Origin of the sequence: Psychrosphaera haliotis (assembly GCF_039523615.1) — a bacterium.
GTDB classification, from domain to species: domain Bacteria; phylum Pseudomonadota; class Gammaproteobacteria; order Enterobacterales; family Alteromonadaceae; genus Psychrosphaera; species Psychrosphaera haliotis.
In genome coordinates this window covers 516,988-537,882 of the sequence record NZ_BAAAFQ010000001.1, presented here as the reverse complement: position 1 = coordinate 537,882, position 20,895 = coordinate 516,988, and the positions used below count along the sequence as shown (strand labels likewise).

At 40.2% G+C, this 20,895-nt stretch carries 24 protein-coding genes; 14 read left to right on the top strand and 10 right to left on the bottom strand.

The genetic code is table 11. The annotated features are described in order from the left end of the window. Positions 1–3 precede the first annotated feature (3 nt). The 4 genes from rlmH to ABD009_RS02370 form a co-directional block, all read right to left on the bottom strand. Positions 4–474 (bottom strand): 23S rRNA (pseudouridine(1915)-N(3))-methyltransferase RlmH, encoded by a 471-nt coding sequence (gene rlmH, locus ABD009_RS02385; protein ID WP_155695178.1) that lies wholly within the window; start codon positions 472–474, stop codon positions 4–6. 6 nt (positions 475–480) lie between these two features. Next, on the bottom strand, positions 481–810 hold the full coding sequence (gene rsfS, locus ABD009_RS02380) for a ribosome silencing factor (protein WP_343822405.1): 330 nt from the start codon (positions 808–810) through the stop codon (positions 481–483). 78 nt (positions 811–888) lie between these two features. Further along, positions 889–1,224, bottom strand: coding sequence for an Mpo1-like protein (locus ABD009_RS02375; protein WP_343822404.1), 336 nt, complete (start codon positions 1,222–1,224; stop codon positions 889–891). An 18-nt stretch (positions 1,225–1,242) separates the two neighbouring features. Then, positions 1,243–1,878, bottom strand: a complete 636-nt coding sequence (locus ABD009_RS02370; RefSeq protein WP_155695175.1) for a GNAT family N-acetyltransferase — start codon at positions 1,876–1,878, stop codon at positions 1,243–1,245. A gap of 137 nt (positions 1,879–2,015) precedes the next feature. On the opposite strand from ABD009_RS02370, the gene ABD009_RS02365 reads away from it, so the two are divergent. Continuing rightward, a complete protein-coding gene (locus tag ABD009_RS02365; protein WP_155695174.1) occupies positions 2,016–2,246 on the top strand; it encodes a DUF2789 domain-containing protein in 231 nt (76 codons plus the stop codon). Positions 2,247–2,376: 130 nt separating this feature from the next. On the opposite strand, the gene ABD009_RS02360 is transcribed toward ABD009_RS02365, so the two are convergent. The 4 genes from ABD009_RS02360 to ABD009_RS02345 are packed head-to-tail and all read right to left on the bottom strand — an operon-like array spanning position 2,377 to position 4,953. Further along, positions 2,377–2,808: a DUF4426 domain-containing protein gene (locus ABD009_RS02360; protein WP_343822403.1), complete on the bottom strand. Its 432-nt coding sequence runs from the start codon at positions 2,806–2,808 to the stop codon at positions 2,377–2,379. A gap of 23 nt (positions 2,809–2,831) precedes the next feature. Beyond that, entirely contained in the window at positions 2,832–3,374 is a 543-nt protein-coding gene (locus tag ABD009_RS02355; protein WP_155695172.1) for a YggT family protein, read from the bottom strand. A gap of 2 nt (positions 3,375–3,376) precedes the next feature. After that, positions 3,377–4,222 carry a pyrroline-5-carboxylate reductase gene (gene proC, locus ABD009_RS02350; protein ID WP_343822402.1) on the bottom strand — a complete coding sequence of 282 codons (846 nt, stop codon included), beginning with the start codon at positions 4,220–4,222 and terminating at the stop codon, positions 3,377–3,379. Between the two features lie 23 nt (positions 4,223–4,245). Then, positions 4,246–4,953: a YggS family pyridoxal phosphate-dependent enzyme gene (locus tag ABD009_RS02345; protein ID WP_343822401.1), complete on the bottom strand. Its 708-nt coding sequence runs from the start codon at positions 4,951–4,953 to the stop codon at positions 4,246–4,248. 34 nt (positions 4,954–4,987) lie between these two features. On the opposite strand from ABD009_RS02345, the gene ABD009_RS02340 reads away from it, so the two are divergent. Together ABD009_RS02340 and ABD009_RS02335 are read left to right on the top strand one after the other, a co-directional pair. Beyond that, positions 4,988–6,046, top strand: coding sequence for a type IV pilus twitching motility protein PilT (locus ABD009_RS02340; protein WP_343822400.1), 1,059 nt, complete (start codon positions 4,988–4,990; stop codon positions 6,044–6,046). A 21-nt stretch (positions 6,047–6,067) separates the two neighbouring features. Then, positions 6,068–7,192 carry a PilT/PilU family type 4a pilus ATPase gene (locus ABD009_RS02335; protein WP_343822399.1) on the top strand — a complete coding sequence of 375 codons (1,125 nt, stop codon included), beginning with the start codon at positions 6,068–6,070 and terminating at the stop codon, positions 7,190–7,192. A gap of 141 nt (positions 7,193–7,333) precedes the next feature. Here the strand turns inward: ABD009_RS02335 and rne are convergent, their stop codons facing one another. Continuing rightward, the gene (rne, locus tag ABD009_RS02330; RefSeq protein WP_343822398.1) at positions 7,334–10,312 is read right to left on the bottom strand and encodes a ribonuclease E; all 2,979 of its coding nucleotides are present in this window, start codon (positions 10,310–10,312) and stop codon (positions 7,334–7,336) included. Positions 10,313–10,849: 537 nt separating this feature from the next. Here rne and rluC point away from each other — a divergent pair. Beyond that, positions 10,850–11,845 (top strand): 23S rRNA pseudouridine(955/2504/2580) synthase RluC, encoded by a 996-nt coding sequence (gene rluC / locus ABD009_RS02325; protein WP_343822397.1) that lies wholly within the window; start codon positions 10,850–10,852, stop codon positions 11,843–11,845. A gap of 162 nt (positions 11,846–12,007) precedes the next feature. Here the strand turns inward: rluC and ABD009_RS02320 are convergent, their stop codons facing one another. After that, entirely contained in the window at positions 12,008–12,616 is a 609-nt protein-coding gene (locus ABD009_RS02320; protein WP_343822396.1) for a Maf family protein, read from the bottom strand. A gap of 135 nt (positions 12,617–12,751) precedes the next feature. Between ABD009_RS02320 and yceD the strand changes: the two genes are divergently transcribed. From yceD to mltG, 10 genes are all read left to right on the top strand, one after another. Beyond that, entirely contained in the window at positions 12,752–13,285 is a 534-nt protein-coding gene (gene yceD / locus ABD009_RS02315) for a 23S rRNA accumulation protein YceD (RefSeq protein ID WP_155695165.1), read from the top strand. A gap of 9 nt (positions 13,286–13,294) precedes the next feature. Next, positions 13,295–13,459, top strand: coding sequence for a 50S ribosomal protein L32 (rpmF, locus tag ABD009_RS02310; protein ID WP_208832017.1), 165 nt, complete (start codon positions 13,295–13,297; stop codon positions 13,457–13,459). A gap of 19 nt (positions 13,460–13,478) precedes the next feature. Continuing rightward, positions 13,479–14,504, top strand: coding sequence for a phosphate acyltransferase PlsX (gene plsX / locus ABD009_RS02305; protein WP_343822395.1), 1,026 nt, complete (start codon positions 13,479–13,481; stop codon positions 14,502–14,504). Between the two features lie 34 nt (positions 14,505–14,538). Further along, positions 14,539–15,501 (top strand): beta-ketoacyl-ACP synthase III, encoded by a 963-nt coding sequence (locus ABD009_RS02300; protein ID WP_343822394.1) that lies wholly within the window; start codon positions 14,539–14,541, stop codon positions 15,499–15,501. 27 nt (positions 15,502–15,528) lie between these two features. Further along, entirely contained in the window at positions 15,529–16,458 is a 930-nt protein-coding gene (fabD, locus tag ABD009_RS02295; RefSeq protein ID WP_343822393.1) for an ACP S-malonyltransferase, read from the top strand. Positions 16,459–16,469: 11 nt separating this feature from the next. Beyond that, positions 16,470–17,213, top strand: a complete 744-nt coding sequence (gene fabG, locus ABD009_RS02290) for a 3-oxoacyl-ACP reductase FabG (protein WP_343822392.1) — start codon at positions 16,470–16,472, stop codon at positions 17,211–17,213. Between the two features lie 156 nt (positions 17,214–17,369). After that, positions 17,370–17,603, top strand: a complete 234-nt coding sequence (acpP, locus tag ABD009_RS02285) for an acyl carrier protein (RefSeq protein ID WP_155695159.1) — start codon at positions 17,370–17,372, stop codon at positions 17,601–17,603. A 96-nt stretch (positions 17,604–17,699) separates the two neighbouring features. Next, positions 17,700–18,938 carry a beta-ketoacyl-ACP synthase II gene (gene fabF / locus ABD009_RS02280; protein ID WP_343822391.1) on the top strand — a complete coding sequence of 413 codons (1,239 nt, stop codon included), beginning with the start codon at positions 17,700–17,702 and terminating at the stop codon, positions 18,936–18,938. 74 nt (positions 18,939–19,012) lie between these two features. After that, the gene (pabC, locus tag ABD009_RS02275; protein WP_343822390.1) at positions 19,013–19,825 is read left to right on the top strand and encodes an aminodeoxychorismate lyase; all 813 of its coding nucleotides are present in this window, start codon (positions 19,013–19,015) and stop codon (positions 19,823–19,825) included. After that, complete coding sequence (gene mltG / locus ABD009_RS02270; RefSeq protein WP_343822389.1) at positions 19,818–20,885, top strand: endolytic transglycosylase MltG; 1,068 nt, start codon at positions 19,818–19,820, stop codon at positions 20,883–20,885. Before pabC ends, mltG begins: the two co-directional genes overlap by 8 nt. Positions 20,886–20,895 lie beyond the last annotated feature (10 nt).

The window sequence follows — 20,895 nt, the reverse complement described above, 5'->3', positions numbered from 1 at the left end:
ACGTTATTCGCGATGATAAGGGTGATTGTTATTGAGACTCCAAGCTCGATATAAGCTCTCTGCTACAACAACGCGAACCATTGGGTGAGGCAGCGTTAAAGGTGATAGCGACCACTTTTGCTCAGAACGTGCAATGCAAGCGGGTGCCAACCCTTCTGGTCCACCAACCAGTAAACTAACGTCGCGACCATCCATTTGCCAACTTGAAAGTTGTTTTGAAAGGTCGTGTGTAGTCCAAGGCTTTCCGGTTACCTCAAGCGTTACAACTCTATTTGACTTAGGCACCGCCGCTAACATCCGTTCACCTTCCTGCTCAAGGATCCTTGCTATATCAGCATTTTTACCTCGTTTGCCAGGGGTGATCTCAATAAGCTCAAACGCACAATCTCTAGGGAAGCGGCGTTGGTATTCTTGAAATCCTGATGTTACCCAGCCTGGCATTTTGTTACCAACGGCGACTAATTGAATCTTCATAAGCGATTACTTGCTAGATTCCTGCCAAAGTTTTTCAAGTTGATAGAAGTCTCTTGTTGCATCTTGCATTACGTGTAAAACCACTGGACCCAAGTCAACTAAAACCCATTCGCCTTCTTCCATGCCTTCATAGCCTAATGCTGGGTCTTCAGTTTGTTTTGCTTCCATTAAAACGTGATCTGCAATTGATTGGACGTGTTTTTTTGATGTACCCGAGCAAACTACCATGTAGTCTGTAATTGAAGACGTCTCTGCTACATCAAATGTAAGCACGCCTTTTGCTTTAAGATCATCAATTTTGTCTAGTACGAAATCTAATATTTGTTTATTTTGCAAAACGTTTGTTACTCTCAGAAGAAATTTTTGGACAACCATTCTACCTTTCTACGCTTTTATAGTACAGCCATTAAGCGTTTAATCGAGGTTGTGAAGTTTTAAATTTTTGTCTAACTGACCTGTTAAAAAGTCTTTAAACATTACCCAGTCGCCTAAAAAGCTGTAAAACGGGTAGGTAAAGGTTGCTGGGCGGTTCTTTTCTATAAAAAAATGGCCAACCCAAGCAAAGCCATACCCAATGAAGGGAAGCAACCAAAAGTACATATATTGATTGGACGTGATGGCATAAAGTGCAACTAAAATAACAAAAGTACTTCCGGCATAATGCAAGCCTCTGCAAATAGGATGCTGATGTTCTGACAAATAGTACGGATAAAATGCTTTAAATGAGTTTAGCTTTTTGGGTTTAGCCATAATAATCCAGTTATGTCTTTATTTATTGCGGAACATTAAAGTGCCGGCAACGTCGCCTATCGTTATATTCGTTAATGTTTCATAATTATCGCCGTCAAACAATGGCTTATTATTCTCTTTTGTAACAAAAACAGCGACACCTTCGCTAATTTGATTTTCCGAAACAATTGAGTCTACGGCCTTTACTAAGTATTGACCTAAGCCATGGTGCTGGTGATCTGGATGAATGGCGATAAAAGTAAGAAGGTGGTAGTGCTCGTGTGGGATCGCAGCTGCAACCTTTTTTTCTTTTTCAATCATGTTTTGGGTACTTAGAAAACCAGCATGAAGCATCATTTTTAATCGCCAATGCCAAAACCGTTCTGGCTCTAGGCCTTTCTGTGGTTCTATAAGACAAGCCACCCCTAGTAAATGAGGACCCGAAAACAACCCAATCATCGGCTGCTGAGTTTGCCAAAATGCTGATAACTCCTCTCTGATTGCACCGCGCAAGCGAGTATCATAACCTTCTTTGGTGCCATCAAATATTTCTTTGAAAATGGGATCGTCGTGGTAAGCAACATATAAAAGTGAGGCCGCTAAATTAACGTCTTCTGCGGTTAAAAGAATTGCTTTTATACCATTATCTTCAGCTAGTTGGGTTGTGACAGTCATATATTTGAATACCTGCATTTTTGTTGTTATTTTAACCAAGTTAGCAATAACTATTAAAATATCCAAGAATATTTTTTTCAGTACCTAAATAAACAAGCTATTTTATATAAGAGAGTTTTAAAAACTTAGGGGGTTTTATGGATACGTCGATACATTCAATATCTGGGCTATTTGAACAATTAGGTCTAGACGGCACGCGTTCTGGTATATATCACTTTGTTAAAGAACATAATATTCCGGACGACGTAACAATAGATGAAGCGTCTTTTTGGAGCGCGTCTCAATCTTCATTTTTAAGAGATTCTCTGGAATCGGATGGTGATTGGAGTGAAATAGTAGATCAGTTAGATGCGATGCTGCGAAAATAACGCATAGAATACAACTTAGAATGATGAAGCCAAGAGATGTCAAAGTCGTTCATAGGTTTATAGGTTTAGTCGTATAATAAATAGGGCTGTTGTACGCCCTAATTATTGTTTTTAACTAAGCTCCCTGATGTTAATCAACGTAGAGCTTTTTCTTGAATTTAATTGTTTCTGTACGATTTCCTCGTTGAACTTCAATCGTAAAGTTAAGGTTTTCTTCGTCTCTGTGCTTGAGCTGAGCCAAATAATAAATTGCGTCGCCTTCCTTTACTTTTTTGAAGCTAAGCTGCTTAGTTTGGCCTAAGAGATTTTTTGCATTGCCAGTTAAACTCACATTTTGGGCTTTCTGTGTGCTGCTATCCAAAACCGATATATTGACAATAGCCATATAACGACTGCGCTCCAAGTTATACTCGCGAGCAGTTTCTGGTTTAATAAACGAACTTGGAAAGGCAATGTAATGGATGTCCCAATCACCTTTAGTAATTTTTTGTTCCGCACTCGTACTAGGAGATAACAGCAACACTGAAACGAACAAGGTAATGGCTAATATTAATTTATTCATAATGAATCTTCCGTTCATTGCTTTTATAGTAAACGACTTAAAAAGTCATTAAATAATAATTGTACAAACTGTAGGGCAATCAAGAATACTAGTAAGCTTAAATCTAGACCGCCTAGAGGTGGAATAACCTTTCGAACTGGCGCAAGCAGGGGGTCTGTGAGTTGATGCAATAATGCCTCAATCGGATTGTAACCTTGACTAATCCAGCTCAAAATAGCTCGAATTATGGTCACCCAAAAAACCAACGTGAACACCTCTTGCACAACCGTTATCAAACTGGCTACTAAAATACTAACCCAAGGAAAAGCACCGCCAAACATGAGTTGCAACGTAGCGACCTTTGCAAATGCAACAAAGATAACTAATAACACACCGGCCCAGTCTATTCCTCCTAGTCCCGGTACGACCTTGCGCAATGGAATGAGCAAAGGGTTTGTCGCTTTAACAACAAACTGACTAACAGGGTTATAAAAGTCAGCACGAGCCAATTGTAACCAGACTCTCAAAATGGCGACCATTAGATAGAGGTCGAATAAAGTATTAACTAAAAATTGGGTAGCTTGCATAATTAAAGTTTACTCATCTCTTGAGCTCTAGTTACCGCAGCATCGAGTGCCTCATTTACAGTAGCTTGAAGGTTGTTATTATTAAATACGTTTAAAGCAGCGGCAGTAGAGCCTCCAGGAGAGGTTACATTTTCACGCAGCTCGGCAAAACTCTTGTCTTTGTTAAATGTCATTTTTGCAGCGCCAATTGCGGTTTCTTGAACCATTATATTGGCAACATCTTCGCTAAACCCAAACTCTTTAGCCTTATTAGCCATCGCTTCCATAAAGGCGAAGAAGTAAGCGGGACCAGAACCAGAAACGGCGGCAAGTTGATCAATCTCTGACTCCGATTTCAACCAAACTGTAGCGCCAACGTGGCTAAATAATTCAGTCGTTATTTGTATATCTTGTTCGATTACTGATTTATCGAAACGAGCTTGGCTAGAGCCAACATATAATCCAGACACGCCGTGACCAACTAAAGATGGCGTATTTGGCATACAGCGAACAAATCGTACATCGCCAATTATGTCAGTATAACGTTTCACCAATAAGCCAGCAGCCACAGTTACCACAAGTTTGTCAGAAAAGTCTGCACCGTTTGAAACTAAGTCAGTTAACACATCAGCCATCATTTGTGGCTTAACACCTAGGATTACAACGTCAGCCTGTTTAATAGCTTCTTGATTATCTAAATCAGTAATAATGCCAAACTTAGCTTTTAAAGCTTGTTGTTTTTCCTTTGTACGATTGGTTGCAATAATTCGAGATGGCTCTACACCACTATTAACCATTCCACCAATAATAGCGCCAGACATGTTTCCCGCGCCGATAAATGCATACGAAGTGTTGTTATTTTGTGTCATTAAAATCCCGTGATGTTGTTTATTTAATTAGTACGAGGGCCAAATATGGCGGTACCAAGCCTAATCATAGTACTACCACTAAATATAGCGGCTTCCATGTCGTTAGTCATGCCTAATGACAAGGTATCTACCGATTGATATTGATGCTTAAGTGCCAAAAAACAAGTGTTTAGTTGTTCAAACTCTGCTTTTTGTTTGTTTTTATCTAAATATTCATCGGGAATAGCCATCAAGCCTCTGAGGGTTAAAGATTTAAATTCTTGAATCTCTTCAGCAAAATTTGCTACATCGAGAAGGGCAATGCCTGATTTTGTATTTGAGTCAGAGATATTAACTTGAATTAGAACATTTAATTGTTTGTTTAACTCTTCACAATGTTTGTTTAGTCGTCGGGCAATTTTAATGCGGTCTAAACTATCTACCCAATTGGCATGTTCAGCAATTAATGCAGTTTTATTACTCTGGATAGGACCGATAAAGTGCCAACAAAGGTTTTCTAATTTAGAAAGCTGTTGGGCTTTATCAGCAAGCTCTTGTACATAGTTTTCGCCAAACTCTAACTGCCCAGCTTGGAAGGCTGCTTCGATATCAGACGGCGGTTTTGTTTTGCTAACGGCAATTAAGCTGACATGTTCGGGAAGTCGGCCTGCTTTTTTTGAGGCATCGCTTATTTTGTCGTGGGCAGTTGCCAGTCGATTTGCTATGGTAATGTTAACGTTATTTTCTGACATATACAGTGTCTTAGTTATTTAATAGGTTAGCCATATGGATATTACTGAATTACTTGCCTTTAGTGTTCAACATAAAGCATCAGATTTACACCTTTCTGCTGGAACTCCACCAATGATCCGCGTTGATGGTGATGTTAGACGAGTTAACATACCTGCGTTAGATGCACGTGAAGTTCAAGCACTTATCTACGATATTATGAATGATAAGCAACGTAAAGAATACGAAGAAAATCTAGAAACCGATTTTTCTTTTTCAGTTCCTGATTTAGCACGATTCCGTGTTAACGCTTTTAATATAGATCGTGGCGCCGCTGCAGTATTTCGTACAATTCCTTCTGAGGTACTTAGTTTAGAAGATATTGGCGCTCCTGATATCTTTAGAGATATTGCGGAAAACCCTCGAGGCCTTGTTCTTGTTACTGGACCAACAGGTTCTGGTAAATCAACCACGTTAGCGGCAATGATTGATTACATTAACGCGCAACGTCACGACCACATCTTAACAATTGAAGACCCAATTGAATTTGTACATCAAAATAAACAAAGTTTAATAAGCCAAAGGGAAGTTCATCGAGACACGTTGAGCTTTAGTAATGCTTTACGATCTGCTCTACGTGAAGATCCTGACGTTATATTAGTTGGTGAGTTACGAGATTTAGAAACAATTAGACTCGCAATGACGGCGGCTGAAACCGGACATTTGGTTTTTGGTACCTTGCATACAACCTCAGCACCTAAGACTATTGACCGTATTGTTGACGTATTCCCTGGTGATGAAAAGGACATGGTTCGCTCAATGTTGTCAGAATCGTTACGCGCAGTTATTTCACAAACGTTGTGTAAAAAGACAGGTGGCGGACGAGTTGCAGCGCATGAAATCATGATGGGCATTCCTGCGATTAGAAACCTTATTAGGGAAGACAAAGTTGCGCAGATGTACTCATCTATCCAAACCGGAGCTGCACACGGCATGCAAACGATGGATCAGTGCTTATTAAACCTGATGAACAAAGGCTTAGTCAGTAAAGAAAACGCACAAGCTAAGGCACACGATAAGAATTTATTTAGCCAAGGTTTTGGTGGTGGTTTTTAAGAGCCAATATTGGAGTATGTAATGGACTCAATGGAACAAATATTTTTAAAGATGGTGGCAGAAAAAGCTTCTGATTTATTTATAACAGCAGGCTTACCCATTAGTGCAAAAATTAATGGAGAATTAACACCGTTAGATCACGAACCTCTTACTGACATGGAAGCAGAGCGACTAGTTCGTAGCTGTATGTCAGATAAACAACAAAACGAATTTGATTCAGAAAAGGAATGTAATTTTGCCGTCGCAAATGATGCCGGCCGTTTCCGTGTTTCTGCGTTTTGGCAAAGAGACAATGTAGGCATGGTTGTTAGGCGTATCGTTACAAATATTCCTGATGTAGATGAGTTAGGCCTGCCTGCGGCTCTAAAAGACGTTATCATGGCGAAACGAGGCCTAGTACTATTTGTCGGTGGCACAGGCACGGGTAAATCAACAAGTCTAGCTGCGTTGCTTGGCTATCGAAATCGTAATTCTAAAGGTCATATTCTTACAATTGAAGACCCAATCGAGTTTGTACACGAGCATAAACGTTGCATGGTAACTCAAAGAGAAGTTGGTATTGATACGCCGTCTTTTGAGTCAGCGTTAAAAAGCTCATTAAGACAAGCTCCGGATGTTATTTTAATTGGTGAAATACGGTCTCAAGAAATTATGGAATATGCACTGTCGTTTGCTGAAACAGGCCACTTGTGTGTAGCTACATTACACGCAAATAATGCTAACCAAGCAATAGACCGAATAATGCACTTAGTTCCAAAAGAAAAACACGACAAGCTTAAGTATGATTTGGCTCTAAATTTAAAAGCTATTGTTGCCCAACAGCTTATCCAAACTAGCGATGGTATTGGTCGAGTAGCAGCTATTGAAGTATTACTTAATTCTCCTATGGTAGGAGAGTTAATCAAAAAAGGTGATATTTCAGGCATTAAAGAGGTGATGGGTAAATCTAAAGAGTTTGGTATGCAAACCTTCGACCAAGCTTTATTTGACCTTTACCAAGAGTCTAGGATCAGTTATGCAGATGCTCTGCATCACGCGGATTCACCAAATGACTTAAGGTTAATGATTAAACTAAGAAACAATGAGCAGACTGGCTCTGGATTTTTACAAGGTGTAACTGTGGACGGTATCCAAAAGGATGACTAAGTAAAATCTAAGGGACTAAAATTTAATGTAAGCTGTAGCACTTTTAGTAAGCATAAAAAAACGAGGCAATAGCCTCGTTTTTTATTTTTAATAAGGTCTGTTTTACAGACCTTATTGTTTACGCCTTACAGCTTGGTAGCCTTACAACGTTTTTTGTGTTTCAGACGTTGCAGAGCCTGTAGCTTGTGACGCACCGCCAGTTCTTGCTGATACAACAACCTTAGTACGGTCTTCTGCAGCCATTACTGTTGGCATAGGGCCTTCAGTTTTCTCGGCAGGAGCAGGCTTTGTCATTGGCGCGCTAGACGTTCCTTTGTAGCTTGGTTTAGCAACACTAGGTTCGTGTAACACCTTCTCAATAGTTTCTGAAACTGGAGTCGGGTGCTTGTGGTTCTTTTCGAACTCAGCATCGTTCTCTGGATAGCGACTTTCTACAACCTCAGAATCTGCTTTTACTTCAGCATCCACTTTTACTTCAGCATCTACTTTAACTTCTGCTGGAGTTTCTACATTGGCTTCAGATGCTGGCTCTGAAGTAGGTTGTACTTCTGCCATTTTTTGTTCAACTGGAGCTTCTGTCGTTGGTTTAGCTTCAACAACAGGCTTTGCTTCAACATCAGGTTTAGTTTCAACAACTGGCTTAGCTTCAACAGCCTCTGAAGTTGAGTCTACAGCTACAGGCTCATCGTTCGACAAGTCTGAATTAGTCTCAGCTTTATCTTCAGTTTGCACTTTAGATTTAATAGAGCCTCTACGTTCTTCATTCTTAGTACTAGACTTAGACAAAGGTTTGTTACGCGATTTTACCGGAGCCTTTTTGCTTTCAGCTTCTTGAGTGCTTGTTGCCTCAACTGCTTCAACTTTTAGCGTTTCTGTCGGTGCACTATTTGATTCACTCATAGTTGTTTCAACTATTGGCTCTTCAGTTTTAGCGTCAACAGTAGGTTGCGTATTTACAGTCTCTACCTTAGGTACCTCAGCTTCGCTAACGTTATTAATCGCTGCATCCATCGCATTGTTTTCTGTTTTCTCAATGCGTACTTTTTTACGATTATTTCTGCGTTTACGACGCTCTTGAACCTTTTCTTCTTTCGCCGCAGGCGCTTGGCTTACTTGCTCAGAACCTACTTTCTCAGTAGTTTCAGGTTTTCTTCTGTTTTGATTACGCGGATTTTTAGGCTTGTTACGCTTATTGTCGCTGCGTTTTTCATCCGTATTTTCTACACGCTCATTACGAGAGTCTGCTTCTTTACTCTTGTCTTTATCTTGAGAGCGGTTTCTATTATTGCGGTTTTTGTTTTTATTGTTGTTGCGACGATTTGAGTTACGATCGTTTTTGTCGCCACGTTCATTCTTACCTTTACCACTTGAATTACTCTTGCTTGTTTTCTTTGCAGAGTCATCAGATGAAAATAGGTCAGAGATAAACTTACCAATTTTTTCAAATAAACCAGGGCCTTTAGCTTCAGCTTGTTTTGTTGCTGCCGCTGGAGTTGGTGCTGGTTGAGAAGGAGCTGGAGCTACTGGAGCTGCAAATCCTTTTAGTACAGGCTGCTCAATTTCTTTTTTCATTGGCACAACAATTTCTTTAACAAAATCATTCTGCTCTGGCTGCTTCACCATTTTGAAACTAGTATCAGCTAATTCTTCATCAACACGAACACGTAATACTTCATAGTGCGGAGTTTCTAAATGAATATTAGGAATAATAACAACGCTGACGTTATTATTTTTCTCAATGTGACGAACCGCATCACGCTTTTCATTTAGTAAGTAAGATGAAACAACAACTGGAACTTGAGCTTGAATTTGAGCTGTGTTCTCTTTAATCGCTTCCTCTTCGATTAAACGAAGAATAGAAAGTGCTAAAGATTCGTTAGAACGAATTGTGCCTTGGCCATCACAACGAGGACAAGTATGTTGGCTCGCGTCGCCTAATGATGGACGTAAACGCTGGCGTGACATTTCAAGCAGTCCAAAGCGGCTGATTTTGCCAATTTGAACACGTGCACGGTCTTGTTTAACGCTGTCTTTTAATCTGTTTTCAACATCACGTTGATGCTTTGGCGGTGTCATATCGATGAAATCGATAACTAATAAACCACCTAAATCACGCAAACGAAGTTGACGAGCAATTTCTTCAGCAGCTTCTAGGTTAGTATTAAGCGCCGTTTCTTCAATGTCGCTGCCTTTTGTTGCCTTTGACGAGTTAATGTCAATTGAAACAAGGGCTTCTGTAGGATCAATAACAATTGAACCACCAGATGGTAATCGAACTTCACGTTGGAAGGCAGATTCGATTTGCGACTCAATTTGGTAATGAGTAAATAACGGAACTTCACCTTGGTAAAGCTTAACGCGGTCTAAAAAGTCAGGACGGAATAATTCAATGTGGCTTTTTGCTTCATTAAATACGTTCTGGCTGTCGATAATTATTTCACCAACATCACGTTTTAAATAGTCACGAATAGCACGGAATACAACGTTACTTTCTTGATGAATTAAGAACGGCGCAGGTCGGCTGTCAGCTGCTTGTTGAATGGCATCCCAGTGAAGAAGTAGGGCACGTAAATCGTATTCCAATTCTTCGTAAGATTTACCAACACCAGCAGTACGAACGATTAAGCCCATACCTTTTGGTAACTCAAGCTTGCTTAATGCAGATTTAAGTTGAGTGCGCTCGTCACCTTCGATTCGACGTGAAATGCCGCCAGCTCTTGGGTTGTTAGGCATTAATACAAGATAACTACCAGCAACACTGATGAAAGTAGTAAGTGCGGCACCTTTTTGGCCACGCTCTTCTTTATCAATTTGAATAATAACTTCTTGGCCTTCTTTCACCACTTCTTTGATGTTAGGGCGACCACTGAATTTATAATCTGATGGGAAGTAATTACGTGCAATTTCTTTAAGTGGCAAAAAGCCGTGGCGGTCGGCACCATAATCAACAAAAGCCGCTTCTAAGCTAGGCTCTACTCGAGTGATGGTTCCTTTATAGATGTTGGCCTTTTTCTGTTCATGGCCTGGGCTTTCTATGTCCAGATCGTACAGTTTTTGACCATCAACCAACGCAACACGCATTTCTTCTTGTTGCGTGGCATTAATTAACATGCGTTTCATGTATGTAGCTCTTCTTTTAGTAGTAGGCCACATTCCATTAATGTTCGATGCACTTGAATACACCTCGACACTGTGTAGTTTCTCAACTAGTTATCTGTCAAATTTCAATCATCTCGACTGTAATTAAAGGTTTATCAATTCCAAATTTTTAGAATTCTGTCTGTGCCATTATCGTAAACAAAACGGGAATGGTGGCACTGGTTAAATAGACGCCTCGATTTGACTGGTCTGAACGGTTAAAGAAGAGGGTAATATGTTACTCGCATTACCTTACTTAAGTGGCGTGGAGGTTTGAGGTCTGGTGTTCTTTATTCGGTATGTTTGTTAAAAATGAAAGATAAACATACTCGGTTAATTCTGATATCATCGCGGCCTCAAACCCTGCTCCGTTACATGACTCTTACGTTCATTACGTGAGGCAGTTCAATCAGTTGCTTTATAAGCCGTGCTATTATCGACGTGAAAGTGGATTATAGCAACAGAAATTAAGCGTAAAATTGAATAAAATTATTTAAATTTGTGAGTGAATCAAAAACTATGTCAGAAAAAGCGATAAATTTCCCAAAAGTACAACAAATAGAAATAGACGATGTTCATGAGGGTCAACGCATAGATAACTTTTTGATCACCTTATTAAAAGGGTGCCCAAAGAGCGTAATTTATAAGATTCTCCGCAAAGGTGAAGTTAGGGTTAATAAAGGAAGAATAAAGCAAACTTACAAGCTGCAACTAGGCGATATTGTTCGAGTTCCGCCGGTCCGCGTAAAAGAAGAAAGCGAAGGTATTTCTGCCGGTTTAAGCTCAGTGCAAGCGTTGGAAAAAGCGATTATCTTTGAAGACAAGTCCCTAATTGTAATGAACAAACCTTCGGGCATCGCGGTGCATGGTGGTAGCGGCGTAAGTTTTGGTGTGATTGAAGGCTTAAGAGCGTTAAGACCAAAAGAAAAAATGATGGAACTTGTACACCGCCTTGACCGAGATACTTCAGGTATTTTACTAATTGCCAAAAAACGTTCCGTTTTAGTTTCGTTACATGAGCAATTAAGAATTAAGACTATGAACAAGGTTTATTGGGCTTTAGTTAGAGGACAATGGTCAGAAAAACAAAAGTCAGTACAGGAACCACTTAAGAAAATCACCACTAAGTCTGGCGAACGTCTAGTTATAACAGATAGAGAGGAAGGCAAAAAGTCTTGCACGCTGTTTTCGGTATTGAGTAATTTCAAAGATTGTAGCTTAGTTGAAGCTCGACCTCAGACCGGACGAACACACCAAATTCGTGTTCACACGGCTTGCCAAGGGCATCCAATTGCATGTGATGATAAGTATGGTGATCGCGAATTTGATAAAGTGGTTAAAAAGGTAGGGTTAAATAGATTATTCCTTCACGCTAAGGAAATTTCATTTTTTCATCCGTTATCTGAAACTACAATGCGTTTTGAGGCGCCGCTTCAACCTGAGTTAGAAGTTGTGTTACAAAAGCTTGGTGAGCAGGCTATGATTGTTGCTGGTGAAAGCACAGACAACGGTTAGCTACCATTTAGCTATTATCCAACTAAATGATAGCGAATCAGCACAAGCTCTTATCGGAAATGCCCCCAATAGTTGAAAATTCCAATTACTGGGGGTCTTTTTATTTAAGATAGCCATTATATCTAAATAAAGATCAGCACATTTTAGGATGAGTCATTATTGTTAGTTGCTCTGTTGCGATAAAACCGAATAATCCATTTCGCCTAAAATGCCAACTAGCTTTATTAATGGTAACCCTATTAAAGTATTAGGGTCGTCACCAGTTAGCTTTTCAAATAAACAAATACCTAATGCTTCGCTCTTGAAGCTTCCTGCACATTTATAAGGTTTTTCAGCATAAAGATATTGATTAATCATTTCTAACGTTAATGTTTTAAATACCACGTCAAAGGGTTCAACAAGTGTTTTTGTTAATCCACTATTAGTATCAATCACTGTTAAGCCGGTTAAAAAGGTCACAGTATTACCTGAAAATTTACTTAATTGCTTAACGGCGTTTTCGTGAGTATGTGGCTTACCAAGTATTTCACCATCAAAAACGGCGACCTGGTCTGAGCCAATGACTATAGAGTTAGAGTGTCGTTCAGCAACGGCTTGTGCTTTTAATAAAGCGAGTCTTGCAACTAGTTTATCAGGCGTTTCGTTTTGAAGAGGGGTTTCGTCGACTTCAGGCTTGTCAGTTTTAAAGGATATATTTAATTTTTCTAATAAGGCCTTTCTAAATGGTGAAGTTGAGCCTAAAATGATGGTTCGATTTTCGCGATTAGTCATAATGATTCTTTTTTAATCTATTTAACGATGATAAAAGGAATATACGCTATTTTACATGGCTAATTTCTATTTTTTAAGGGAATAAGGTCATTTTCTTTTGACTCTCAGTTTCCTTCACTATAATATGCGCGCCCTATGCAAACGGTAAAAATTCCTCTCTCGATCGAGCCAGCGAAAGCTGCGTTAAAACGTATGACCTATGACGGTATTATCGTCAAGGGAAATCTGTCACGTCTAAATGAAGTGGCTGAAGTATTAACAGATCACGTGAATGTATCTATTGAATGTGGAGTTGATCCACAGGATTTGGTTGTGATTCAGGGCACGGCGACAGCTAGTTTAGAACTAACTTGTCAACGTTGTGGCAAAGGACTGAAGGCAGAGGTAACAGCTGACTTCGTTTATACGCCTATACGTAACGCGGCTAAGGAAAGTGAAGATCCAATACCGGAAGCATATGATGAAATTGAACTAGACGAATATGGCTCTATTAGCCTTGTTCATTTGGTTGAAGACGAATTAATGTTGGCGCTGCCTATTGTAGCAATGCATGAACCAAAAGATTGTGAACTTGGTAACAAGAACATGAGCTTTGGTGAGTTAGCGCCAGAAGCGACGGTGCAGGAAAAACCTAATCCGTTTGAAGTATTAAAAAAACTTAAAACTTAGGAGACGGCAATGGCGGTTCAAAAAAGTAAGAAATCCCGAGCTAGACGTGGCATGCGTCGTTCACATGATGCATTAACAATCGAAAACTTGTCTGTAGATCAAACGACTGGTGAAACTCACCGTCGTCACCACATGACAGCTGACGGCTATTATAAAGGTCGTAAAATTAAGTAAGGCCTAGCCTAGACTTAATATGCGTGATATCCACATCGCGCTTGATATGATGGGGGGCGATTATGGCCCCCGATCTACTATTCCTGCAGCGATCAAAGCTGTAGCTGATTTCCCATATCTGCACCTTTACCTTTGTGGTCACTCACAAAGTATTCATACTGCTTTAAATAAGAACAATGCATTAGGTCACCCTCGATTAACCGTTGTTCATGCCGAACAAGTTGTTAACCAAGATGAGCGTCCAGATCTTGCTCTACGTAGAAAACCGCATTCGTCTATGCGAAAAGCACTCGAGTTAGTGAAAGACAAGCAAGCTGATGCGTGTGTTTCCGCCGGTAATACCGGAGCGCTATTAGCCATTGCTCGATATGTATTAAAAACCTTACCTTCAATAAAACGACCTGCACTAATTAGCGCTTTGCCAACTTATGAAGACGACAAAGTCTTATTACTAGACTTAGGTGCCAATATTCACCACTGTTCCGATACCCTGTTTCAGTTTGCTGTAATGGGCGCTGTGATGGCAAAAGAAGTTGAAGGTATAGAAAACCCCCGTATTGCACTGCTTAATGTAGGTGAAGAAGACATTAAGGGAGCGGAGCATCTAAAACGCACAGCAGATAAATTAATGCAGTGTGAGCACATCAACTATGTAGGATTTGCAGAAGGCAATGATATATTTGCCGGAAAAGCCGATGTTATTGTGTGTGACGGTTTTGTAGGAAACGTTGCGCTTAAAACAATAGAAGGCGTTGCGAAGCTTATTATCTCTAAGTTGCGAGCAATGAGCGAAACCTCATTTTTCAGCAAAATCATGATTGGCATACTCATGCCAGGTATAAGAAAACTCTTTTCAAAGATGAACCCCGACCACTATAACGGTGCGAGTCTGGTAGGATTGCGCGGAATTGTTGTCAAAAGTCACGGCAATGCTTCTTCAAAAGCCTTTTACAGTGCTATAAAAGAAGCGATAACAGAAGCTCAGCGCCAGGTTCCGGAAAAAATAAAGGACAAAGTTGAGGTCATGTTAAACGCTGTTGACTAAATGAATTAGTCTTAAAGGCAAACAGAGAGGTTGCATGTTTTCAAAAATTATCGGTACTGGTAGTTATTTCCCGCCGCAAATTCGTTCTAATAAAGATTTAGAAAAAATGGTTGAGACTACGGACGATTGGATTACCGAACGTACAGGGATCAAAGAGCGCCGTATCATGGACGAAAATGACACTGTTTCTAGTATGTCCACTAAAGCTGCTAAAAAAGCATTGGAAATGGCAGGTATTGATGCCTCAGAAATTGACTTGGTCATAGTCGGAACGACTAGCCATGCGCGCGCATTCCCTTCAGCAGGCTGTGAAGTTCAAAGAGACTTAGGAATACCTTCAGGTGTACCCGCTTTTGATGTCGCGGCAGCATGCTCAGGTTTTTGTTATGCGTTGAGCATTGGCGATACCTTCATAAAAGCTGGCACAGCTAAAAAGGCACTTATTATCGGTGCTGACTGCTTAAGTCACTTAATGAACCCAACTGACCGTAAAACCATTGTTTTATTTGGTGATGGTGCTGGTGCGGTAATTATAGAAGCTACCGAAACGCCAGGGATCTTATCAACACATATTCATGCCGACGGCAATGCATCAGAGTTGCTTAAAGCGGAAATGCCAACTCGTGGCAACGAAGATTCAGTACACGACGCTTGGGGACATATGGAAGGTAACCAAGTATTTAAGGTCGCTGTCACAAAGTTATCAGAAGTTGTTGAAACGACATTAAAACTGAATAACGCTGAAAAGTCTGACATTGATTGGTTAATTCCACATCAGGCGAACATGCGAATTATTTCTGCCGTAGCTAAAAAATTAGATATGAGTATGGATCAAGTCGTTATTAACCTAGATAAGTATGGCAACACGTCAGCAGCTACCGTTCCAACTGCGCTTGACGAAGCCATTAGAGATGGCAGAATTCAACGAGGTCAAACTTTATTATTAAATGCATTTGGCGCTGGTTTTACTTGGGCCTCAGCGTTAATTAAGTATTAAAAAACACATATAAGAGACAAATTCACAATGACAAAAGCAATAGTATTTCCTGGCCAGGGTTCTCAGGCCGTAGGCATGTTAGCCGAATTATATGAAACATCTGAGGTTGTAAGGGATTCGTTTAACGAAGCATCAAGCGCACTTGGTTATGATATGTGGGCTGTAGTTTCTAAAGATGAAAATGAGCAATTAAATCAAACTGAATTTACTCAACCTGCGTTACTAACTAGCTCAGTAGCTATATGGCGTGATTATGTTGCTAAAGGTGGGGAACTTCCTTCCTACTTAGCGGGTCATAGCCTTGGTGAATACTCAGCGTTAGTATGTGCAGAAGTATTAACACTAGCAGAAGCCGTCTTATTAGTTCAGAAACGTGGTCAATATATGCAACAAGCAGTGCCCGCGGGTACAGGAGCAATGGCTGCTATTATCGGTTTGGAAGATGAACTGGTAAGTAAAGCGTGTACTGATGCTGCTAATGGTGACGTTGTTGCGCCTGTTAATTTTAATTCTCCAGGCCAAATTGTTATAGCCGGTGAAAAAGCTGCGGTTGAACGTGCCATGCTATTAGCAAAAGAGTTAGGTGCAAAAAGAGCATTACCTTTGCCAGTCTCTGTACCTTCGCACTGTGCGCTGATGAAGCCTGCTGCAGATAAGCTAGCAATAGATTTACAGCAACTTGATTTTAATACGCCTGTAATACCGGTTATAAATAATGTTGATGTAGCCGCGCCAACAAGCGCTGACGAAATTAAGCAAGCTTTAGTAAAACAGTTATACAGCCCAGTTAGATGGACTGAAACAATTCAGCAAGTTCATACTAATGGCGTTACAGATGTGTATGAATTTGGACCTGGCAAAGTATTAACTGGGTTAGGCAAAAGAATTGTAAAAGAAATTAATTATAAAGTTGCGAATGATACAGCAACAGTAGCCGCACTAGTTGCGGGTGAATAAAAGGAAAAGAAATGTCTTTATTTAGTTTAGAAGGCAAGGTTGTGCTTGTAACCGGCGCATCGCGCGGTATTGGTAAGGCAGTAGCGGAAACTTTAGTGGCACAAGGTGCTAAAGTGGCAGGTACGGCAACTTCTGAAAGTGGTGCATTAAATATTTCTGAATATTTAGGTGAAAACGGCAAGGGTTATGCGCTTAATGTGACAAACCCTGACTCAATTAAAGAAACCTTAGAAGCAATTAAGGCTGACTTTGGTGACGTTGACGTATTAGTTAACAATGCGGGTATTACTCGTGATAATTTACTAATGCGTATGAAAGACGATGAGTGGGCCGACATTATAGATACAAACTTAACGTCAATATTTAGGTTAAGTAAGGCTGTAATGCGACCTATGATGAAAAAGCGCCATGGCCGTATTATCAATATTGGCTCGGTTGTGGGCACTATGGGGAACGCTGGACAAGCAAACTATGCAGCAGCTAAAGCCGGAGTTATTGGTTTTTCTAAATCGTTAGCGAAGGAAATTGCCTCTCGTGGCATTACGGTAAATGTCGTAGCACCAGGTTTTATTGATACTGATATGACTAAAGCGTTAGACGACGCCCAAAGAAAAGCGATTTCAGATCAAGTGCCAGCAGAGCGCTTAGGCGACCCAAAAGAGATTGCAGCGACAGTTGCTTTTTTAGCCAGTAATGAGGCAGGATATATTTCAGGCGAAACGATTCACGTAAATGGCGGCATGTATATGGTATAAACGTCGATCTTGTAGCCAAGTTGACGTTAACTTACATGAATTTCTCTATGAGGTTCGACCACCGCCAGATATTAAATAATAACTTGAACACGTCGAAGAGTGTATTTACACTACGACACATTAAAAAATTACTTAAAAAGAAAAAAGGAAAATAACATGAGCATAGAAGATCGCGTAGCTAAGATCGTAGTAGAGCAACTAGGCGTTAAAGAAGAAGAAGTAAAATCTGAATCTTCTTTCGTAGATGATCTTGGTGCAGATTCTCTTGACACTGTTGAATTAGTAATGGCACTTGAAGAAGAATTTGATACTGAAATTCCTGACGAAGAAGCTGAAAAAATCACAACAGTTCAATCAGCAATTGATTACATCAAAGCTCACGCTGAATAAGAATAGTTTGTAGAAAGAAGGGCAGCCTAAGCTGCCTTTTTTTTTATCAAAAAAATGAAAATTTAGTACCGTAATAAAAGCTTTCGGAGAGTACAAGTGACAAAGCGCAGAGTAGTAGTGACAGGGATGGGAATGTTATCGCCAGTCGGAAATGATGTTGATAGCACGTGGAAAAATTTGTTAGCAGGTAAAAGTGGTGCGGAGTTCATCACTCATTTTGATACTGAGCAGTTTGGTACCAAGTTTGCGGCGATGGTCAAAGATATTGACCTTTCAGAGTATATCCCTCGCAAAGACGCAAAAAAAATGGACCTGTTTATTCAATACGGCATAGTAGCGGCAATCCAAGCGATAAAAAACTCTGGCATTGAAATAACTGACGACAATGCTCATCGTATTGGCGCTGCGATAGGTTCAGGTATTGGCGGCTTAGGTCTTATAGAAGAAAACCACTCAAAACTTGTTCACAATGGCCCAAGAAAGTTATCACCGTTTTTCGTACCTTCTACCATCATTAATATGATTGCTGGGCAACTGTCTATTATGTACGGCCTCAAAGGTCCAAACATCTCAATTACCACTGCATGTACATCAGGCGTGCATAATATTGGCCACGCAGCGCGAATGATTGCGTATGGTGATGCTGACGTTATGGTGGCCGGTGGTGCTGAAAAGGCTTCCACTGAGCTAGGTATCGGTGGTTTTGGTGCTGCACGAGCGTTATCAACACGAAATGAAGACCCAACTAAAGCAAGCAGACCTTGGGATAAAGAGCGAGATGGCTTTTTACTAGGTGATGGTGCAGGCATGATGGTTCTTGAAGACTATGAACATGCAGTAGCTCGAGGCGCAACCATCTATTCAGAGCTTGTTGGTTTTGGAATGAGTGGCGATGCTTACCATATGACATCACCTCCAGAAGACGGCAACGGTGCAGCACGCGCAATGCAAAATGCATTAGATGACGCAGGGATTAAAGCCGCCCAGGTGGGTTATATCAATGCGCACGGTACTTCTACTCCAGCCGGTGACAAAGCTGAAACTCAAGCTGTTAAAACTGTTTTTGGAGAATTTGCACACTCTGTACTAGTTTCTTCATCTAAGTCTATGATAGGCCACTTACTAGGCGCAGCTGGCGCAGTAGAGTCTATTATTACTGTTATGAGTTTAATTGATCAAAAAGTTCACCCTACCATTAATTTAGATAACCCAGACGAAGGTTGTGATTTAGATTATGTTGCTGATGGTGAAAGAGCCGTAGAGATGGATTATGCACTTTGTAACTCATTTGGTTTTGGTGGCACAAATGGAACGCTAATATTCAAAAAAGTATAGATTTGCACTGGTAGCAGGTGAATTTACACCAAAAATTTGATACAAAAGCTCAATGATCCTATTGGGCTTTTTTTATGATATTTAGTAGCTACGACAATAACTTGTTACCTATCGACCTTGAAGCTGAGTGGCAGCAACAAAGAAGCTTTTTATTTGGTGACGGCCACTTTACAACGGCCAAGGTTGAGCAGGGCAAGGTGGTCTGGTTACCTGAGCACATAAACAGGCTAAAGCTTGCCAATGAGAAGCTTAAGTTTGCGCCTATAAATTGGAACGTACTTTTTGATGTTGTTGAGTCAACAGCACGAGGGATTATCGACGGCATAATAAAAGTTCAAATAAGCAGAGGGAAGAGTGTCCGAGGCTATCAAATATCGGAAGAAATGCGACCTAGTGTATTTATATTTGAATTGACGCAGCACATGCCTGCTGTTCGTGATTTAAAGCAACCTATTGAATTACAATTATTGGCAACACAATTAGGGCTAAATCCACAGTTAGCCGGAATTAAACACTGTAACCGTTTAGAACAAGCGATGATTGCGTGCGAACTTAAAGAACGCAAGTTGAACGATGGACTCGTAACGAACATCAACGGTCATGTAATTGAGTCCTCTAAGGCAAATGTCTTTTGGCATGATGGCACTCATTGGAACAGCCCAAGTTTATCACATAGCGGAATAGATGGAGTTGGCAAAAGCGTGATAGAAAAAAGCCTGCCAATGCTAAAAGTCAGCGATACTGATTATGAAACAATTGCTGAAAAAGCAAAATCAATGTTTCTATGCAATTCCATTACGGGCATAATTCCAGTTGCTAAACTAAATGGTAAAAGCTTAGACATAGCTAATGTAAAGGAATTACATCTAAAGGTATTTAATGAGTAAATCAATCGTACAACTCTCGCTGAAAAAGAGCTTATCAATATTACTATTTATTGTTTTATTGTTCGCAATTGGTGGGGGACTTTATTTAAAGCAAGGCGTTGAGACACCACTGCGCATTAATGAACCTACGTTGTTTAAAGTTGAAAAAGGCGCGTCCGTTAACGCTGTGTGCCGTCAATTTATGAAGAACGATTGGTTAAGCGAATGTTTAACGTTAAAAGTCAGCAGTAAATTAAACGCTGTTTCTAGTCAAATTCAATCAGGAACCTATCAGCTTCAACCAGAGCAAACGCTTAAGTCTGCAATTGCTCTATTTGTAAGCGGAAAAACACACCAGTTTCCTTTCACTATTATTGATGGTGAAAATATTTATCAAGTACTGGATAAAGTTTCAAAATCACCGTATTTAATAGACGATGTAAATGACAAAAGTTTTATAGAATTATCTAAGGCGTTGAATTTAAGAGCTGATACACCAGAAGGATATTTAGCGCCGGATACTTATTTTGTTGAAGCTGAAACGTCAGCGACAGCGGTTCTTCTTCGTGCGGTAGAAAAACAAAAAATACGTTTAGAAAAAGTATGGTCGGAAAGGCAACCTTCTAGGCTGAAAACGCCTTATGAATTGCTAAAATTAGCGTCAATAGTGGAAAAAGAGTCAGCCTTAGCAAGCGAGCGAAATACGATTGCGTCGGTATTTTTTAATCGATTAGATGAAAAGATGAGGTTACAAACGGATCCAACAATAATTTATGGGATCTGGAAAGAATATAAAGGTGATATAAAACGCGTTCATATAAAGCAAAAAACACCTTACAATACATATAGAATAAATGGCTTGCCTCCAACACCCATTGCCAACCCTAGCTTGGGATCTTTATTAGCCGTGGCACACCCAGAGAGCACCGACTACTTTTATTTTGTTGCATCAGGTGATGGAGGTCATGTTTTTAGCAAAACACTAGCTGAGCACAATAAAGCGCTTCGAGCATACTTAGCAAAACAAAAGGCAAAACAAAAAGCCGAGCAAGAAACCAATGAAGCTAGCCAAAATAGATAGAACATAGGAA

Bases quoted from the DNA above. Each gene is read 5' to 3' on its own strand.
- rlmH (WP_155695178.1), bottom strand. From the start codon at position 474: ATGAAGATTCAATTAGTCGCCGTTGGTAACAAAATGCCAGGCTGGGTA.
- ABD009_RS02375 (WP_343822404.1), bottom strand. From the start codon at position 1,224: ATGGCTAAACCCAAAAAGCTAAACTCATTTAAAGCATTTTATCCGTAC.
- ABD009_RS02370 (WP_155695175.1), bottom strand. From the start codon at position 1,878: ATGACTGTCACAACCCAACTAGCTGAAGATAATGGTATAAAAGCAATT.
- ABD009_RS02365 (WP_155695174.1), top strand. From the start codon at position 2,016: ATGGATACGTCGATACATTCAATATCTGGGCTATTTGAACAATTAGGT.
- ABD009_RS02360 (WP_343822403.1), bottom strand. From the start codon at position 2,808: ATGAATAAATTAATATTAGCCATTACCTTGTTCGTTTCAGTGTTGCTG.
- ABD009_RS02355 (WP_155695172.1), bottom strand. From the start codon at position 3,374: ATGCAAGCTACCCAATTTTTAGTTAATACTTTATTCGACCTCTATCTA.
- proC (WP_343822402.1), bottom strand. From the start codon at position 4,222: ATGACACAAAATAACAACACTTCGTATGCATTTATCGGCGCGGGAAAC.
- ABD009_RS02345 (WP_343822401.1), bottom strand. From the start codon at position 4,953: ATGTCAGAAAATAACGTTAACATTACCATAGCAAATCGACTGGCAACT.
- ABD009_RS02340 (WP_343822400.1), top strand. From the start codon at position 4,988: ATGGATATTACTGAATTACTTGCCTTTAGTGTTCAACATAAAGCATCA.
- ABD009_RS02335 (WP_343822399.1), top strand. From the start codon at position 6,068: ATGGACTCAATGGAACAAATATTTTTAAAGATGGTGGCAGAAAAAGCT.
- rne (WP_343822398.1), bottom strand. From the start codon at position 10,312: ATGAAACGCATGTTAATTAATGCCACGCAACAAGAAGAAATGCGTGTT.
- rluC (WP_343822397.1), top strand. From the start codon at position 10,850: ATGTCAGAAAAAGCGATAAATTTCCCAAAAGTACAACAAATAGAAATA.
- ABD009_RS02320 (WP_343822396.1), bottom strand. From the start codon at position 12,616: ATGACTAATCGCGAAAATCGAACCATCATTTTAGGCTCAACTTCACCA.
- yceD (WP_155695165.1), top strand. From the start codon at position 12,752: ATGCAAACGGTAAAAATTCCTCTCTCGATCGAGCCAGCGAAAGCTGCG.
- rpmF (WP_208832017.1), top strand. From the start codon at position 13,295: ATGGCGGTTCAAAAAAGTAAGAAATCCCGAGCTAGACGTGGCATGCGT.
- plsX (WP_343822395.1), top strand. From the start codon at position 13,479: ATGCGTGATATCCACATCGCGCTTGATATGATGGGGGGCGATTATGGC.
- ABD009_RS02300 (WP_343822394.1), top strand. From the start codon at position 14,539: ATGTTTTCAAAAATTATCGGTACTGGTAGTTATTTCCCGCCGCAAATT.
- fabD (WP_343822393.1), top strand. From the start codon at position 15,529: ATGACAAAAGCAATAGTATTTCCTGGCCAGGGTTCTCAGGCCGTAGGC.
- fabG (WP_343822392.1), top strand. From the start codon at position 16,470: ATGTCTTTATTTAGTTTAGAAGGCAAGGTTGTGCTTGTAACCGGCGCA.
- acpP (WP_155695159.1), top strand. From the start codon at position 17,370: ATGAGCATAGAAGATCGCGTAGCTAAGATCGTAGTAGAGCAACTAGGC.
- pabC (WP_343822390.1), top strand. From the start codon at position 19,013: ATGATATTTAGTAGCTACGACAATAACTTGTTACCTATCGACCTTGAA.
- mltG (WP_343822389.1), top strand. From the start codon at position 19,818: ATGAGTAAATCAATCGTACAACTCTCGCTGAAAAAGAGCTTATCAATA.